Genomic DNA, 15,751 nt, shown 5'->3' with positions numbered 1-15,751 from the left:
AGACAATGACGTCACGCAGCATCCCCCTCGCGATCGCCGCCGTCGCGACGATCGCCCTCGCCGGCTGCACGACCGGCGGAGGAGGCACCGGGCAAGACGACGAGATCACCATCGGCTTCTCGGTGCCGGCCGTCGACGACTACTACGGCGTCGTGCGCGACTCCTTCGTCGCGGCCGCCGAAGAGCAGGGCATCGCCTACCTCGAAGGCAACGGCGACGGCGCCGGCGACCCCACGCAGCAGATCGCCAGGATCGAGACGATGCTCGCCCAGGGCATCGACGTGCTCGCGATCGCCCCTCCCGGCGACGCGTTCATCCCGGTGCTCGACCGCGCCGTCGAGCTCGGCGTCGAGGTGATCTTCATCGACCAGCAGGTGCCGAACTGGGGCAAGCAGACCACCTTCATCGCGACCGACAACCCGGCCGCGAGCCAGGCCATGGGCGAGTACCTCGTGAGCCAGCTCGAGCCGGGCGACCAGGTCGGCATCATGATCGGCATCCCGGGCATCCCGCTGCTGCTCGACCGCTATGAGAACCTGCAGGCCGAGCTCGAGGCGAACGGCATCACCGTGACCCTCTCCTCCGAGGCCGACGGCTGCCAGCTCGACACCGCGGTGAACGTCGCGCGCAACTTCATCGTCGCCAACCCCGACCTCGACGCCATCTACTCGACCTGCGGACCCACCGGGCTCGCGGTCAACCAGGTGCTCGACGAGCAGGGCAACGAGGCGCTGAGCGTGACGTTCGACGTGCTCGTGCAGCAGATCAACGACATCCTCGAGGGACGGTCGGATGCCGCGGTCGCGCAGTTCCCGGCACAGCTCGCCGAGAACGCCATCGAGTACGCCCTCAAGGTGTACGCCGGCGAGGAGGTGCCCGAGTACATCGACAACGGCACCGAGATCGTCACGATCGACAACGCCGAGACGTTCTTCCACGAGGGCTCGACCGGCTACTCGTACAAGATCGACGGATGAGTTCTCCCGACCACCGCGTGGCCCTCGTCACCGGCGCCAGCTCCGGCCTCGGCGCCGAGTCGGCGAGGGCCCTCGCGCGGCACGGCATGAGCGTCGTGGCGACCGGTCGCTCCGTCGAGCACCTCGGCGAGCTGACCCGCGACTGGCCCGGGCCCGACGGCTCGCTGCTCACCCTCGTCGCCGACGTCACCGACGAGCAGGCGGTGCGCGACGTCGTGGCGCGCGCGCTCGACGAGTACGGCCGCATCGACGCCCTCGTCAACAGCGCCGGCACGAGCGACGGCACCTCCCCGTTCAGCGAGGTCGCCTCGGTGGAGAAGTTCCGCCGGGTGATGGAGACGAACGTCACCGGCACCTTCCTGTTCTGCCGCGAGGTGGGGGCGCACATGCTGCAGCGCGGCTCGGGGTCGATCATCAACATCAGCTCGATGTCGGCCGACGGCGGCATGGAGTGGGGGCCGTTGTCGTACACCGCGTCGAAGGCGGCGGTCGAGGGGATGACGAAGCAGCTCGCCATCGAATGGGCCGACCGCAACGTGCGGGTGAACGCCATCGCGCCCAACCACTTCGTCACCCGTATGACCGAGAGCTTCCTGCGCGACCCCGGCTTCCGGGGATGGGTGGAGAGCCGCACGCCGATGCGGCGGATCGGCCGGCTCGAGGAGTGGGGCGGCGCCGTCGTCTTCCTGGCGACCGACGCCTCGTCGTACGTGACCGGAGAGATCCTTCACGTCGACGGCGGCTTCACGGCGGCGCGCGGCACCTACCAGACGACACCGAGCTGGTTGCAGCGCGGCGACGCATGAGCGCGATCGTCGTGCTCGGCAGCGCGAGCATCGATCACGTGGTGCGGCAGGCAGGGCTCCCCCGCGCCGGCGAGACGGTGTTCGCGACGGAGTTCACCACGGTCCCTGGAGGGAAGGGTCTCAATCAGGCGATCGCGGCCGCGCGGGCGGGAGGTGACGTCGGGTTCCTCGGGGCGGTCGGCGACGACGACTTCGGCGTGCGCGTGCGCGCCTGCCTGCGGGAGGCGGGCGTCGCGACCGACGGACTGCAGACCGTCTCGGGAGCGACCGGGACGGCCCACATCACCGTGATCGACGGCGGCGAGAACGCCATCGCGATCGTGCCCGCCGCCAACTCCGCGATCACGTCGTTCTCCGACCACGACGCTCTCGACGGCGCCCGGTTCCTGGTCGCGCAGTTCGAACGCCCCGTGCCGCTCATCCGCGAGGCCTTCGCGGCCGCCCGCGCGTCAGGCGTCCGCACCGTGCTCACTCCCGCTCCCGTGCTCGCGACGGGACCCGAGCTGCTCGATCTGGTCGACATCCTCGTGCCCAACGAGATCGAGGCGTGCGAGCTCGCCGCCTCCGACACCGCGCACGAGGCCGCCGTCGCGCTCAGCCGGCGGGTCGGACTCGTCATCATGACGCGCGGCGAGCGGGGAGCCCTGGTGGTGCGGGAGGGCGTGGTCACGCACGACATCCCGGCCCGCGCGGTCGAGGCCGTCGACACCACCGCGGCCGGCGACGCGTTCGTCGGGGCCCTCGTCGCCTGGCTCGCCGACGGTGCGGCGCTCGACGACGCCCTCCGTGCCGCAACGGTCGCCGCGTCGATCTGCGTCACCCGCCCCGGGACGAGCACCGCGATCGCCACGCGTGCCGAGATCGTCGCCGCACTCGGTCGATGACGACGCGAGTGGGATAGTGGAGGGGACGGACGCGCGGGCGTCTCGAGAGGGTGCTGGGATGCGGGCTGTGCGCTACGACAGCATCCGCACGCCCGTCGTCCGCGAGATGGCCGACGTGCCGCTGGGGCAGGGCGAACTGCGCCTGCGGGTGCTCGCCTCGGGCGTCTGCCCGGAAGACCTGAGAATCCACAACGGCGGATTCGGCGCCGAGTACCCCCTCACCCCCGGCCACGAGATGGTCGGCGAGGTCATCGAGATCGGGCGTGGGGCCGGCAACTTCTCGCTCGGCGACCGCGTGGTCGTCGACACCGCGGTGCCGTGCGGGTGGTGCACGATGTGCCAGTCCGGTCGCGGCACCCAGTGCGTGCGGCTCTGGGGCTACGGACTCTCGCTGCCGGGCAGCGCGGCCGAGCACATCGTCGTGGAGTCGGCGCGCACCGTCGGGATCGGCGCCATGGATGTCGACACCGCCGTGCTGGCCGAGCCGACCGCGTGCGCCGTGCACGCCCTCGACGTGCTGTCGATGCGCCCCGGGTCGAGCGTGCTGGTCGTGGGGGGCGGGCCGACCGCGCAGATCCTCTCCCAACTCCTGGCGAGGGGCGGGGCCTCGTCGGTCACGATGGCCGCGCCGTCGCCGCACAACCTCGACATCGCCGTGCGCAACGGGGCGACCCGCGCCGTGATCACCGACCCCGACGACCTCACCGCGAGCTTCGAGGAACTGCTCGACGACGAGCCGGAGGGGTTCGATGTCGTCATCGACACCACGTCGCATCCCGCCAACTGCCTGCCGCTCGTGCGCAGCGGGGGCACCTACTTCGTCTACGGCATGGCCGACGAGGACATCGTGATCGGCATCCCGCCCTACGAGGTGATGCGGCGGGAGCTGCGGATCACGGGCGCGTTCTCGCAGACCAACTGCATCGCGCGCGCCGTCGACCTGCTGGCAGGCGGCCGCGTCGTACCCGACGGGCTCATCACCCACCGGTTCTCACTCGACCAGTACGCGGAGGCCATCGCCGCCGTGCAAGACCCGCTCTGCCTCAAAGCCGTCGTCTACCCGTAGAAACGACGGCCTCCGCGGCTAGACCACGTCGCGCGTGATGGGGCCGGCCGTGTGACTCAGCCCGCCGTCGACCACGAGGTTGTGGCCCGTGACCCAGGTGGCTTCGTCTCCCCCGAGGTAGAGGATCGCCGACGCGATGTCGTCGGGCGTGCCCACCCGGCCGAGCGGGGTGTGCTCGAGCCAACGGTCGATCACGGCCGGCGTCATGTTGCCGGTGCGCGCCGCCATCGGGGTGTCAACGAGGCCGGGCGAGACGCACGTGACGCGGATGCCGTGCTCGGCCAGCTCGTAAGCCGACGAGCGGGTCAGCATCTCGACACCGGACTTCGCCACCGAGTACGCGGCCGAGCCCCAGGTCGGGATGTTCGCGTTGATCGACGCGACGTTGACGATCGCGCCGCCCGCCCCGAGCCGGATGAGCTCGCGCGCCTCGTGCTTGACCGCGAGGAAGACCCCGGTGAGCACGACGCCCAGCACCTTGTTCCAGGTCTCGAGGTCTTGATCGACGACCGCGCTGCCTTCGCCGATGCCGGCCGCGTTGACGGCGAGCTTCAACCCGCCGAGATCCCGCGCGATCGCCATCATCCGTTCGATGTCGTGCTCGTCGCGCACATCCACCTGAATCGGATGGATGCGCTCGCCCCGCTCAGCGCTCACGGCCTCCAGTGCGGCCGGATCGCGATCCGCCACCACGACGTGCGCACCCGCCTCGTGCAACCGTTCCACGACGCGCAGGCCGATGCCGGATGCGCCGCCCGTGACGACCGCCGTGGCTCCGTCGAATCCCCTCACGTTCCCCGCCTCACACGACCGCGATGGGCGAGACCATCGCTCCGGTCGATCCCGCGCCCTTGATGGGCGTCATGATGAACAGGAATGCGCTGTGACCGCCGGCGGCGAGGTCCGCGGTGCGCACATTCTCGATGATGTAGGTGCCCGTCTCGGCGAGAAGGTGCTGATGCACCACGAAGGCCCGCTCCGGAGTCTCGAACGGGATCACCTCGAAGGCCCAGTTGTCGGCGCCGACGACCGACACCCGGCGCTCCGTGAGCCAGTGCGCCACGTCCCATCCGACACCCGGCTCGCCGTCGAGGAACCGCTCGTTGTCGACCTGCCAGAGCGACATCCATCCGGTGTGCAGCAGCACCGCATCCCCCGGACCGACCTCGACCCCCTGCCGCCGCTCGGCCGCCTCGACGTCGTCGACGGTGATCATGTCGCCGGCCGCGAGCATCGGAACCCCGCGCACCGCGGCGATGTCGAGACAGACGCCGCGCGTGACCCACGGGCCCATGTTCTCGGCGCCCAGGCGTCGGAGACCGTCGCGCGCGAGGAACTCGGAGTAGTGGATGCCGTTGTAGCCGCGGCCCGCGATGCCGTTGTGAGCGAGGCCGTCCACGTGGCAGCCCACGTGGGCCGAGCTCATCATGTACTCCTCGAACCCGGTCCACTCGGAGGGGTCGTCGGTGTGACCGGGCAGCGCGCTCTCGGCGAGGATGATCTGACGCCAGTCGCGCCGGGCCGGCCCGGGCATGTCGCTCTCCAGTACCGGGGCGAGCTCGATGATGCGACCCGAACCGGGGAGCGCGAGCGCCGCCATCGTGCGTTCGGGAGTGATCTCGTTGAGGGAGCCCCGCTCGTCGTCGGCGCCGTAGCGGGAGGGCCACCACTGGGGGCTCCGGCTGCCGGTGCCGTCGTAGGGCGCCGCCGTCATCCGCTCTTCTCCGTCTGCTTCGCGGTGGCGGGCTTCTCGGTGGCGGCTTTCTTCGCGGACGCAACCGATCCCGTCTCCGTGGCCGTCACGGCCTCGGCGGAGGTCTGCACCGCCTCAGCCGACGACGCGGCGGTGATCGTGGCCTCGGTCGCGCCCGTGATGTGCGCGACGACCTCGGCGGGCGAGACATCCGCCTTCGCCAGATCGGCGACCAACCGGCCCCGCCTCAGCACCAGGATGCGGTCGCAGACCCGCCACAGGTGATCGATGTTGTGCGTGACCAGCACCATCGTGAGGCCGCTCTCCTTGAGACCGTCGAGGAGGTGCAGTACCTCCGCCGACTCGCGCACGCCGAGGGCGGCGGTGGGCTCATCCAGCAGCAGCATCTTGGTGCCCCAGTAGGCGCCGCGCGCGATCGCGACCGCCTGACGCTGACCGCCCGACATCTTCGACACCTTGCGGTTCTGGAACGGCACGCGCACGTCGAGTTTCGCGAGCGCCTCATCGGTGAGGCGACGCATCTCGCGCTTCCGCAGGAAGCCCAGACGCCGCAGCTCACGACCGAGGAAGAAGTTCTCGGAGATCGTGAAGCGCCCGACGAGTGCGAGGTCTTGGTAGACCGTCTCGATGCCGATCCGGCGCGGCGACGCGGGGCTGTCGAAGTGCACCTCCTGGCCGTCGACCGCGAGCGCGCCGGTCTCGGGCTCGTGCACTCCCGAGATGGTCTTCAGCAGCGTCGACTTGCCGGCGCCGTTGTCGCCCACGAGCCCGACGGCTTCGCCGGGACGGATCGTGAACGAGATGTCATCGAGTGCGTGCAGCCCGCCGAACCACTTGTGCACGCCCCGCACCTCGAGCACGGGCTGGGTCTGGACGTCGGTCATCGTCTCCTCTTTCATCGCCGCGCTCACAGGTCCGACACGTACTTGCGGCTCAGCGTGCTGAGCGCGACGGCGATGACGAGCAGCCCGCCGGCGAACAGGTACTGGGTGAAGGGCGGGGCACTGAAGATCGCCAGGCCGTTGAAGCCGATGGCGACGGTGAGGCAGCCGAGCAGGGTGCCGATGACGTGGAACTCCCCGTCGCGCAGAGCGGCCGAGCCGAGGAACGCGGCAGCGAAGGCCTGCAGCAGGAACACATCGCCCGCGTTGGCGTCGCCGGAACCGAGCGAGGCCGCGAGCATGATGCCGCCCGCCGTGGCGCAGAAGCCCGTGATCATGAAGGCGTAGATCCGCGTGCGATCGACGCTGATGCCGAGCCGACGGGCGGCTTCGGGGTCGTCCCCCACCGCTTTGATGTGCTGGCCGAGCCGGGTCATGTTGAGCATGAGCCAGACCCCGACGGCGAAGACGACGAGGATGATGATCGGCCACGGCACGACGCCGAACGCCTTGCCGATCGCCATCCGCAGGAACGAGCCGTCGTCGCGCACGCCGTAGGTGACGCCGTTGCCGTAGAGCAGGTTCACCGCGAAGAGGATCGTGCCCGTGCCGAGGGTGGCGATGAGGGCGTTGACGCCGAACTTCGTGACGACGATCCCGTTGATCAACCCGAACACGACGCCGAAGGCCAACACGATGGGGATGGCGATCCAGAGTGGGAGGCCCGAGCCGTCAGCGGGGCTGGGGCCGCTGACACCGAGCACGCCGAGGCCGCTGAGCAGCCCGACGATGAAGACGCCCGCGATCGAGGCCTGATAGCCGATGCTCAGGTCGAAGTCGCCGGCGATGAGGCAGATGGTGAGGCCGAGGGCGACGATCGCGCCGGGCGCGAGGTTGGTGACGACGGCCAGCAGGTTCCCCGGGCTCCCGAACGTGGTCGGGGCCGCGATGAAGAAGGAGATGGTCATCCCCACGAGCACGATCACCGTGCCGTACTTGCCTCCGAAGGAGAGCGCGTGGAGGTGGAAGGGGCGCGAGCGTCGCAGGATGGCGGCGTCGCTCGCGAGGGGGTCGGTGCGATTCGTGGTTGTCATGGCTGCTCCTGGGGACAAGGGGGCGGCGGTGCTCGGGGCCGTGGGGTCCCGAGCACCGCCGGGTGAGGACTAGACGCCTTCTTCGGTGAAGGCCTCGGGGAAGTCCTTCTCGTACTGCTCGACGTTCGCCGTCGTGACGATGAAGAAGGCCGCGGGCACGAACTCGGGGTTCTCGAGCGTGAGCTCACCCGAGGCGACGCGCTCGACGGCATCGATCGCCTGGCCGGCCTGCGCGGCGCGACCGTTCTGCACGTTGGCGACGATGTAGCCCTCCTTGACCAGGGCGAGTCCCGCCGGGGTCGCGTCGTAGCTGTAGATCTTCACGTCGGTGCGTCCCGCCTGCTTCAGCGCGGCGACCGCGCCCTCGGCCGGCTGGTCGAACACCGCGTAGATCGCGAGATCGACGCCCTCGGTCGGCGGGTTGGCGGCGAGCCAGGCGGCGGTGAAGTCGCGCCCACCCTGGACGGCACCGGGGATCGGCACCTCCTTGTCGGTGAGGTTGAACTTCGGGTCTTCGGCGGCGACGTCCTTGATGAGCTGGTTGCGACCCTGACCCGGTGTCGCGAGCAGGTAGGTCAGGTTCAGCACCTCGACCTTCTCGGAGTCGGCGAAGTCGGCCTTGATCTGGTCGCCCATCTCGGGAACGTAGCCGACGTTGCTCGCCCAGACCACGCCCGGTCCGAGGTCGGCCTCGCTCATCGCGAGCACGGGGATGCCGGCCTCCTGGGCGGCCGCCATGCCGGCTCCGAGGGTCCCGGTGTCGAAGGCCATCGTGAGGATGACGTTAACGCCCTTCTGGATCATGACCTGCATGATCGAGTTCGCGCTCGCCGGGTCGCCCGCGGGGTTCGCCGCCTGGTAGTCGGTCTCCCAGCCGTTCTCTTCGGCGAGTCGGACGACCTCCTCGGCGGTCTTGTTGAGCGTCGCATCGGCGGCGCTGTAGCCGATGATGCCCAGCTTGACGTCTTCGATGCCGACGGCGGGGCCGTCGTCTCCGCCGGTGTCGGCCGGCGCCGCGCAGGCGGCGAGAAGAGCCGTCGCAAGGCCAAGCGCTGCGACGGACAGCCAGCGGAACCGCCGGCGGGTAGTGCCTCTGTTCATAACCGATCTCCTTTGATGGGCTGGGATGCGACTGGGGTGATCGCCGTTCGGATTCCCATGTCAGCACATAGTGACATATGTACTTACATTCTGTCGAGAGTGTCCTCGCGAGCCGGCACCCCGCCGCCCCGACGGTCCCTTCGACGCCGGCGCTGCGGGCATTCCATCCTCGCGCCCCCTCGGAATCCACCCCCGCGACACGCGCTCACGGGCCCCGCCGTGGACCCTGAGTTGACAGTTTGTAATGACATTTCCTACCCTGAGGGGCACCTCAACGACAGGACCACATGCCCGACCTCGCGCGCACCCAGCAATTCACGACGATCGCCCGGCCGACCGGCGGCTTCGCGATGGTGGCGCTCGACGCGCGCGAATCGATGCGCGCGCTCTTCCGCGATGCCGGGCGCCCGCACGACGACGCCGACCTCGAGGCGTTCAAGCTCCTCGCCGCCCGCGAACTGGCGGGCGCCGCCTCGGCGGTGCTGTGCGATCCGATGTACGGTTCCGCCGCGATCGACGCGCTGCGCACCGAGCATCCCGAGACCGGCCTCATCGTCGCCGTCGACCGATTCGAAGAACCACGCTTCGGCCCCCTCCACGAGGCGCGTCTCGACGAGGAGTCGATGGAGCGCATCGTCGCCGGCGGGGGGATCAGTGCGCTGAAGCTCTACCTGTTCTGGCGCCCGGAGGCCGACCCGCACGCGCGCCTCGACGACGCTCGGCGATTCGTCGACGCGTGCCGCCGACTCGGAGTGCTCGCCCTGCTCGAAGGGGTCGTGACCGCCACGCCCGACCACCCCGGATTCGACGACGCCCTCGTGCGCGCCGCCGACGAGTTCGGCCGGGTCTCCCCCGACATCTACAAGACCCAGCTGCCGACCTTCGGTCGCGCCGACGACGCGACCATCGAGCGGGAGGCCGCGCGTATCAGCGACGCGGTCGGAGTGCCGTGGGTCGTGCTCTCGAACGGTGTCGCCGACGAGCGATTCCCCTCGGCGGTCGCCGCCGCCTGCCGGGGCGGCGCCTCGGGCGTGCTCGCGGGTCGCGGCGTCTGGCGTGCCGCACTCTCGTCGGCCGACCCCGCCGCGGAACTCGCGACGGGTGGCCGCGAACGCCTCCGCCGCATCATCGACGCGGTCGACGCGCACGCGCGACCGTGGTCGGACGCCCTCGTCTGACCGGCGCGGCGCCTTGGCGCCGACTCAGGCCTGCGCGCCTTCCGACTCAGCCCGCCGCCCGCTCCAACACGAGTTCGCGCACGCGGGCAGCATCCGCCGACCCGCCCATCGCCTTCATGACGGCCCCGATGATCGCCCCGGCCGCCTGAACCTTGCCATCCCGCAGCTTCTCGAGCACATCGGGCTGCGCCGCCAGCGCCTCGTCGATCGCCGCGAGCAGCGCCCCGTCATCCGACACCACCGCGAGGCCGCGTGAGGCGACGACCTCCGCCGGACGCCCCTCCCCAGCCACGACTCCTTCGAGTACTTGACGGGCGAGGCGGTCGGTCAGCTCACCCGACTCGATGAGAGCGATAAGTTCCGACACATGCAGCGGCGAGATGAGCGACGCGGGCTCCACGCCCGACGCGTTGGCGAGCCGCGCGATCTCGCCCGTCCACCACTTGCGCGCCTGCGCAGGAGCCGCACCCGCGGCCACGGTGTCTTCGATCTCGACGAGCAGCCCGGCGTTGGCGACATCCCGGAACTCGAGTTCCGTGAACCCCCACGTCTCGCGCAGCCGCCGCCGACGCACGGCCGGCGCCTCGGGCAGCTCGGAACGCAGACGCGCCACCAGGGCGGCCGGCGGCTCGATCGGCAGCAGGTCGGGCTCGGGGAAGTAGCGGTAGTCGTCGGCATCCGACTTCGGCCGACCCGGCGAGGTCGTGCCCTTGTCTTCGTGCCAGTGACGGGTCTCCTGGGTGATGGTGCCACCGGCGTGCAGGATGGCGGCCTGCCGCTGGATCTCGTGCTTCACCGCCCGCTCCACCGCACGCATCGAGTTGACGTTCTTCGTCTCGGTGCGAGTGCCCAGCTTCTCGGCCCCCCGCGGACGCAGCGACACGTTCGCGTCGCAGCGCAGGTTGCCGCGCTCCATGCGCGCCTCCGAGATGCCGAGCGCGCGCACCATGTCGCGGATCGTCGACACGTACGCCTTCGCCACCTCGCCCGCGTGCGCACCCTCCGGGATGAACACCGGCTTCGTCACGATCTCGACGAGCGGCACGCCCGCGCGGTTGTAGTCGACGAGCGACGCGTCGGCACCCTGGATGCGGCCGGTCGCACCGCCGAGGTGCGTGAGCTTGCCTGCATCCTCTTCCATGTGCGCCCGCTCGATCGGGATGTCGACGGTCGTGCCGTCGTCGAGTTCGACCGTCACCGAGCCCTCGAACGCGATCGGCTCGTCGTACTGGCTGATCTGGTAGTTCTTCGCGAGGTCGGGGTAGAAGTAGTTCTTGCGGGCGAACCGGGATGACGTGGCGATCTCGCAGCCGAGCGCGAGCCCCAGCGAGATGGCGTACTCGACGGCCTTCTCGTTGACGACGGGGAGACTTCCCGGCAGGCCGAGGTCGACGGGCGTGATGAGGGTGTTCGGCGCGGCGTCGTGGTTCTCGGAGTTCGCCGGGTTCGGCGCGTCGGAGAACATCTTCGTCTTCGTCGACAGCTCGACGTGGATCTCCAGGCCGATCACGGGCTCGAAGAGTTCGAGCGCCTTGTCGTAATCCATGAGATCCGCCTTAGCCATGACATCCATCGTATTTGTCGCGGAGCCACCGGGATGCCGCTACCGTGTCTGCCACGGAGAGCACGCTTGTATTGCGCTCCAGCGGTGCGGATGATCACGTCGCGCACTCAGGTGTCGGTGACTGTCAGGCCGCGCGCACCCTTCCCCGGAAGGAGTGCGCACCGTGTGCACCAAGATCAGCTACTTCAGCGAGTCGCGGGCCGAGCAGAAGCTCGCCGGACTCGTGGCTCTCGGGCGACGCGAGAACGGTGTCTACCGCTGCGCGGAATGCCGTCGGTGGCACCTCACGTCTCATGCGACGGGTCGAGCGCGACGATTCCCGACGCCCGAGTTGGCGGTGCAGCGCGGAGCCATGGGCGACCCGCTTGAGTCCTCCACAGACCTCGCGGCGACGATTTATCCTGAGAATGGAGCGTCTACCTAGAACATACGTTCGAAGGTCGCGAGAATGGATGCATGACTCCCCCGCTTCCCGTCAGCCCCTGGTTGGGCGCTGACCCGAGCGCGCTCGACGACGACGCGCTCCTCGCGGGGGCGCGCGAACTGGGTGAGGTCAAGCGCATCGTCGAGTCCGCCCTCGCGGCGTTCGCGGCCGAGATGAAGCACCGGTCACGACCCGAAGACGGGTTCGCGGGGCTCGCCCAGCGGCTCGGGGCGCGCACTCCTGAGAACCTCGTCCAAGAGGTCGCGGGCACATCGAAACGCGAGGCCGGCGCGATGGTGCGTGCCGGAGAGCTGCTCACCGTCGACGGGGCACCGTGGCTCGCACCGGTCGGCGACGGCCTCGCCTCGGGCGCCATCTCGGTCGAGAAGGCCGACGTGATCCGCGCGGGGCTGGGCGCACCGACGTCGGAGGTGGCGGCCGACGACTTGCTCGATGCGGCTACGGAACTCGCCACGCTCGCGCCGACGATGCCCGTCGAGAAGCTCGCGGCGCGTGCACGGGAGTGCCGCGACGAGCTCGACGACGCGCACGTGCGCGACCGGTACCGCGCCCTCCGCGAGAAGCGGTCACTCACCCGCACCCTGCAGGCCGACGGCACCGCTCGGTGGGTCGCCGTGATGGACCCCGATTCCGACGCGATCTTCCTCGCCGCCTACGACGCCGCGACGTCTCCACGCAGGGGCGGCCCGCGCTTCGTCGACCCGGGGGCCGTCGAGGCCGCCGAGCGACTCGTCCGCGACGAGCGCACCACCCGGCAGATCGCCCTCGATACCTTGATCGACCTGATCCGCATCGGCTCCGAAGCCGACCCGAACCGACTCCTCGGCGAGCGGCGGCACGCCGTGCAGGTGCTCGTCACCGAGCGCGACCTCGTCGAGCGCACCGGGGGCGCGTTCTACCGCGACGTCGAGGGCGCCCAGCCCCTCGAGACGGCCGACCGCGTCGCGTGCGACGCCGGCACGCAGCGCGTCACGTTCGACAGCACCGGCCACCGCCCCCTCGACGTCGGACGCACCCGGCGCCTCTTCACCCCCAAGCAGCGACTCGCCCTCGCCGCCCGCGACGGCGGGTGCCGCTTCGTCGGCTGCGATCGCCCCGCCTCCTGGTGCGAAGCCCACCACAGCACCCCCTACGGGAAGGGCGGCCGCACCGACATCGACGATGGCATCCTGCTCTGCCGCCACCACCACATGCTCACCCACCACAACGGTTGGCGCATCGAGAAGGATGCCGTCCACGGCTTCGTCGTGATCCCGCCGCGGTCGAGGGATCCGGAACAACGTCCGATCCCCCTGCCACCCCGATCACGAGTCGCAGCGCGTCTGCGCGCGGGCGCCCCGAGACGTTAGCGTCGACGCGTGTCCGAGAACTTCCCCCGCAGCGTCGAGACCGTGCGCGCCGCCCTCACCGCCGCCGGCGCGACCGGAGCCGACAGCGTCCGCCACATCCCCGACGGCGCCCGCACCGCCGCCGAAGCCGCCGCAGCGCTCGGCGTCGACGTCGGGGCGATCGCCAACTCACTCGTCTTCGTCGCCGACGGTCAGCCGATCCTCGTGATGACGTCCGGCGGCCACCGGGTCGACACCGTCGCGCTCGCCGAACGGATCGGGGTAGCCGAAATCGGCCGCGCCAACCCCGAGATCGTCAAAGCGGCGACCGGACAGGTCATCGGTGGAGTCGCCCCCGTCGGGCATCCCTCACCGCTGCGCACCTACGTCGACGAAGCGCTCGAGCAGTTCCCCGAGATCTGGGCGGCGGCCGGACACTCACACGCCGTGTTCCCGCTCACCTACGCCGAACTCGTGCGCATCACGGGAGGCACCGTCGTCGCCGTCGACTGAACCCGGGCGCGGTCTCGACACGCGGCCGCGCCGCTCCTCGACCACCGAAGACCCCTGCGTGCCACACGGCGGCCGCGGTGACTAGAGCGCCGGCGCCTTCGACAGCAGCGTGCCGCCCCACTGCGACTCGAGCAGCGACTCCAGCGCCGCAGCGACCGTGTAGAGGCGAGCATCCTGACGCACCGGCGCCATGAACTGGATGCCGACCGGCAACCCGTCCTCCGGCGCGAGCCCCGCAGGGATCGAGATGCCCGGCACACCCGCGAGATTCGCCGGGATCGTCGTCAGATCGTTGAGGTACATCGCCAACGGATCGTCGATCTTCGACCCGATCGGGAACGCCGTCGTCGGCGCCGACGGCGTCGCGAGCACATCGACCGTCGAGAACGCGGCGTCGAAGTCGCGCTGGATGAGCGTGCGCACCTTCTGCGCCGACCCGTAATACGCGTCGTAGTAGCCCGCCGACAGTGCATACGTGCCGAGGATGATGCGGCGCTTCACCTCCGCACCGAAGCCCTGCTCACGCGACGCGGCCATGACATCCTCGACCGTCCCACCGGGCACGTCGACGCGGAGACCGAAACGCACCGAGTCGAACTTGGCGAGGTTGCTCGACGCCTCCGCCGGGAGGATCAGGTAATACGCCGAGATCGCGTACTCGAACGATGGCGCCGACACCTCCACGATCTCGGCCCCCTGCGCCTCGAGCAGCGCGAGCGACTCCTGGAACCGCTGCAGCACGCCGGGCTGGAAACCCTGATCTTCGCGCGACATCTCGGCGACGACACCGACCTTCAGACCGCGCAGCCCCTCACCGCGGAGCCCGGCCCGGGCGGCGTCGGCGAACGACGGCCACGCATCCGGGATGGACGTCGAGTCGCGCGGGTCGTGACCGCCGATCACGTCGTGCAGCAGACCGGCGTCGAGCACCGTGCGGGTCACAGGACCGACCTGGTCGAGCGACGAGGCGAGGGCGATGGCACCATACCGCGAGACGCCGCCGTAGGTGGGCTTCATGCCGACCGACCCGGTGACAGCAGCGGGCTGACGGATCGAGCCGCCCGTGTCGGAGCCGAGCGCGAGCGGCGCCTCGAACGCCGACACCGCCGCGGCGGAACCGCCACCCGAACCGCCGGGGATGCGGGTGAGGTCCCACGGGTTGTGCGTGGTGCCGTAGGCCGAGTGCTCCGTCGACGACCCCATCGCGAACTCGTCCATGTTCGTCTTGCCGAGCGGCACGAGCCCCGCGGCACGCATCCGGGCGACGACCGTCGCGTCATACGGCGGCACCCAGCCCTCGAGGATGCGCGACCCTGCCGTCGACGGCATGTCGAGCGTGCAGAGCACATCCTTGATCGCGACCGGGACACCGGCGAGCGGGCCGAGCCTCTCGCCGGCGGCGCGCTGCGCGTCGACCGCTCGCGCAGTATCGAGGGCGGCGTCGCTCACATGCAGGAAGGCGTGCACGTCACCGTCGACGGCGGCGATGCGGTCGAGGTGAGCCTGCGTGATCTCGACGCTCGACGCGTCGCCCGCGGCGAGCAGCTCCGAGAGCTCGGCGGCGGTCTTGTGGATGAGCCCGCTCACTGCTCCTCCCCCAGGATGCTCGCGACCTTGAACTGACCGGCCTCGCTCGCCGGGGCGCCCGAGAGCGCCTCCTCGGTGGTGAGGGTGATACCGACGACATCGTCGCGCGTCACCATCCCGAGCGGGATCGGGTGACTCGTCGCCGGCACGTCGGGCGTCGCGACGGCGGTGACCTTCGCCACCGACTCGACGATCTGCTCCAGCTCCCCCGTGAGGCGGGTGATCTCCTCCTCGATCAGAGTGATACGCGCGAGGTTCGCGAGATGGGAGACGACGTCGGGGGTGATTTCCGGCACCCCCGAAGTCTACGAGTTGCCGGCAGCCCGCCCGACCGGCCCGCGCGGGCGGCCCCGCCCGACCGGCCCGCGCGAGCGGCCCCGCGCGAGCGAGCGCATGCGTGCCGGGATCAGCGCGACGACGACCGGGCGAGGCCCGCGTCGGTGGCGACGAGGCCGCCCTGGCCGATCGAGATGAGCGCGGTGTTGCGCACCGACGCCGTGCCCGGCCAGAAGTCGTACACGTGGCCGCTGATCTCCGCGAGCTTCTCGCCGGTGATCGGGTCGATCATGCCGCGCACCGAGAAGCGGTGCGCGCCGAAGTCGGCGTCGAGCGG

Annotated in this window: 15 protein-coding genes and 1 pseudogene; 7 read left to right on the top strand and 9 right to left on the bottom strand. The window is 70.4% G+C overall.

The features are described from left to right. Window positions 1–5 precede the first annotated feature (5 nt). The 4 genes from ACO1X9_RS11690 to ACO1X9_RS11675 are packed head-to-tail and all read left to right on the top strand — an operon-like array spanning window position 6 to window position 3,733. Entirely contained in the window at window positions 6–977 is a 972-nt protein-coding gene (locus tag ACO1X9_RS11690) for a sugar ABC transporter substrate-binding protein (protein WP_486351012.1), read from the top strand. Continuing rightward, complete coding sequence (locus tag ACO1X9_RS11685) at window positions 974–1,783, top strand: SDR family NAD(P)-dependent oxidoreductase (protein ID WP_486351011.1); 810 nt, start codon at window positions 974–976, stop codon at window positions 1,781–1,783. Before ACO1X9_RS11690 ends, ACO1X9_RS11685 begins: the two co-directional genes overlap by 4 nt. Then, on the top strand, window positions 1,780–2,667 hold the full coding sequence (locus tag ACO1X9_RS11680) for a ribokinase (RefSeq protein ID WP_486351010.1): 888 nt from the start codon (window positions 1,780–1,782) through the stop codon (window positions 2,665–2,667). Before ACO1X9_RS11685 ends, ACO1X9_RS11680 begins: the two co-directional genes overlap by 4 nt. Window positions 2,668–2,725: 58 nt before the next feature. Further along, the gene (locus tag ACO1X9_RS11675) at window positions 2,726–3,733 is read left to right on the top strand and encodes an alcohol dehydrogenase catalytic domain-containing protein (RefSeq protein WP_486351009.1); all 1,008 of its coding nucleotides are present in this window, start codon (window positions 2,726–2,728) and stop codon (window positions 3,731–3,733) included. Window positions 3,734–3,751: 18 nt separating this feature from the next. Here ACO1X9_RS11675 and ACO1X9_RS11670 read toward each other — a convergent pair whose 3' ends face one another. The 5 genes from ACO1X9_RS11670 to ACO1X9_RS11650 all read right to left on the bottom strand — a co-directional run bounded on the left by ACO1X9_RS11670 (window position 3,752) and on the right by ACO1X9_RS11650 (window position 8,523). After that, window positions 3,752–4,525 (bottom strand): SDR family NAD(P)-dependent oxidoreductase, encoded by a 774-nt coding sequence (locus tag ACO1X9_RS11670; protein ID WP_486351008.1) that lies wholly within the window; start codon window positions 4,523–4,525, stop codon window positions 3,752–3,754. A gap of 10 nt (window positions 4,526–4,535) precedes the next feature. Beyond that, window positions 4,536–5,447 (bottom strand): cyclase family protein, encoded by a 912-nt coding sequence (locus tag ACO1X9_RS11665; protein WP_486351007.1) that lies wholly within the window; start codon window positions 5,445–5,447, stop codon window positions 4,536–4,538. After that, window positions 5,444–6,331 (bottom strand): ATP-binding cassette domain-containing protein, encoded by an 888-nt coding sequence (locus ACO1X9_RS11660; protein ID WP_486351006.1) that lies wholly within the window; start codon window positions 6,329–6,331, stop codon window positions 5,444–5,446. The genes ACO1X9_RS11665 and ACO1X9_RS11660 overlap by 4 nt, the downstream gene beginning before the upstream one ends. 23 nt (window positions 6,332–6,354) lie before the next feature. Next, window positions 6,355–7,422, bottom strand: a complete 1,068-nt coding sequence (locus ACO1X9_RS11655) for an ABC transporter permease (protein ID WP_486351005.1) — start codon at window positions 7,420–7,422, stop codon at window positions 6,355–6,357. Window positions 7,423–7,491: 69 nt separating this feature from the next. Next, complete coding sequence (locus tag ACO1X9_RS11650; RefSeq protein ID WP_486351004.1) at window positions 7,492–8,523, bottom strand: sugar ABC transporter substrate-binding protein; 1,032 nt, start codon at window positions 8,521–8,523, stop codon at window positions 7,492–7,494. A 287-nt stretch (window positions 8,524–8,810) separates the two neighbouring features. Here ACO1X9_RS11650 and ACO1X9_RS11645 point away from each other — a divergent pair, with 287 nt between their 5' ends. Next, a complete protein-coding gene (locus ACO1X9_RS11645) occupies window positions 8,811–9,701 on the top strand; it encodes a hypothetical protein (RefSeq protein WP_486351003.1) in 891 nt (296 codons plus the stop codon). A 46-nt stretch (window positions 9,702–9,747) separates the two neighbouring features. Here the strand turns inward: ACO1X9_RS11645 and gatB are convergent, their stop codons facing one another. Next, window positions 9,748–11,265, bottom strand: coding sequence for an Asp-tRNA(Asn)/Glu-tRNA(Gln) amidotransferase subunit GatB (gene gatB, locus ACO1X9_RS11640; protein WP_486351002.1), 1,518 nt, complete (start codon window positions 11,263–11,265; stop codon window positions 9,748–9,750). Between the two features lie 456 nt (window positions 11,266–11,721). On the opposite strand from gatB, the gene ACO1X9_RS11635 reads away from it, so the two are divergent. Together ACO1X9_RS11635 and ACO1X9_RS11630 are read left to right on the top strand one after the other, a co-directional pair. Next, complete coding sequence (locus ACO1X9_RS11635) at window positions 11,722–13,059, top strand: HNH endonuclease signature motif containing protein (protein ID WP_486351001.1); 1,338 nt, start codon at window positions 11,722–11,724, stop codon at window positions 13,057–13,059. A gap of 9 nt (window positions 13,060–13,068) precedes the next feature. Further along, a complete protein-coding gene (locus ACO1X9_RS11630; protein WP_486351000.1) occupies window positions 13,069–13,551 on the top strand; it encodes a YbaK/EbsC family protein in 483 nt (160 codons plus the stop codon). 81 nt (window positions 13,552–13,632) lie between these two features. Here the strand turns inward: ACO1X9_RS11630 and gatA are convergent, their stop codons facing one another. The 3 genes and pseudogenes from gatA to ACO1X9_RS11615 form a co-directional block, all read right to left on the bottom strand. Further along, a complete protein-coding gene (gene gatA / locus ACO1X9_RS11625; protein ID WP_486350999.1) occupies window positions 13,633–15,138 on the bottom strand; it encodes an Asp-tRNA(Asn)/Glu-tRNA(Gln) amidotransferase subunit GatA in 1,506 nt (501 codons plus the stop codon). Beyond that, a complete protein-coding gene (gene gatC / locus ACO1X9_RS11620) occupies window positions 15,135–15,434 on the bottom strand; it encodes an Asp-tRNA(Asn)/Glu-tRNA(Gln) amidotransferase subunit GatC (protein ID WP_486350998.1) in 300 nt (99 codons plus the stop codon). The genes gatA and gatC overlap by 4 nt, the downstream gene beginning before the upstream one ends. A 110-nt stretch (window positions 15,435–15,544) precedes the next feature. Further along, window positions 15,545–15,751 (bottom strand): annotated as a pseudogene (locus ACO1X9_RS11615) (hypothetical protein); the annotation flags it as partial.

Source organism: Pseudolysinimonas sp. (assembly GCF_057350545.1).
The sequence above is the reverse complement of the archived record's forward strand: the minus strand, read 5'-3'. Positions and strand labels throughout refer to the sequence as shown.

Coding starts and splice junctions, on each gene's coding strand:
- ACO1X9_RS11690 (WP_486351012.1), top strand. CDS start 6: ATGACGTCACGCAGCATCCCCCTCGCGATCGCCGCCGTCGCGACGATC.
- ACO1X9_RS11685 (WP_486351011.1), top strand. CDS start 974: ATGAGTTCTCCCGACCACCGCGTGGCCCTCGTCACCGGCGCCAGCTCC.
- ACO1X9_RS11680 (WP_486351010.1), top strand. CDS start 1,780: ATGAGCGCGATCGTCGTGCTCGGCAGCGCGAGCATCGATCACGTGGTG.
- ACO1X9_RS11675 (WP_486351009.1), top strand. CDS start 2,726: ATGCGGGCTGTGCGCTACGACAGCATCCGCACGCCCGTCGTCCGCGAG.
- ACO1X9_RS11665 (WP_486351007.1), bottom strand. CDS start 5,447: ATGACGGCGGCGCCCTACGACGGCACCGGCAGCCGGAGCCCCCAGTGG.
- ACO1X9_RS11660 (WP_486351006.1), bottom strand. CDS start 6,331: ATGACCGACGTCCAGACCCAGCCCGTGCTCGAGGTGCGGGGCGTGCAC.
- ACO1X9_RS11655 (WP_486351005.1), bottom strand. CDS start 7,422: ATGACAACCACGAATCGCACCGACCCCCTCGCGAGCGACGCCGCCATC.
- ACO1X9_RS11650 (WP_486351004.1), bottom strand. CDS start 8,523: ATGAACAGAGGCACTACCCGCCGGCGGTTCCGCTGGCTGTCCGTCGCA.
- ACO1X9_RS11645 (WP_486351003.1), top strand. CDS start 8,811: ATGCCCGACCTCGCGCGCACCCAGCAATTCACGACGATCGCCCGGCCG.
- gatB (WP_486351002.1), bottom strand. CDS start 11,265: ATGGCTAAGGCGGATCTCATGGATTACGACAAGGCGCTCGAACTCTTC.
- ACO1X9_RS11635 (WP_486351001.1), top strand. CDS start 11,722: ATGACTCCCCCGCTTCCCGTCAGCCCCTGGTTGGGCGCTGACCCGAGC.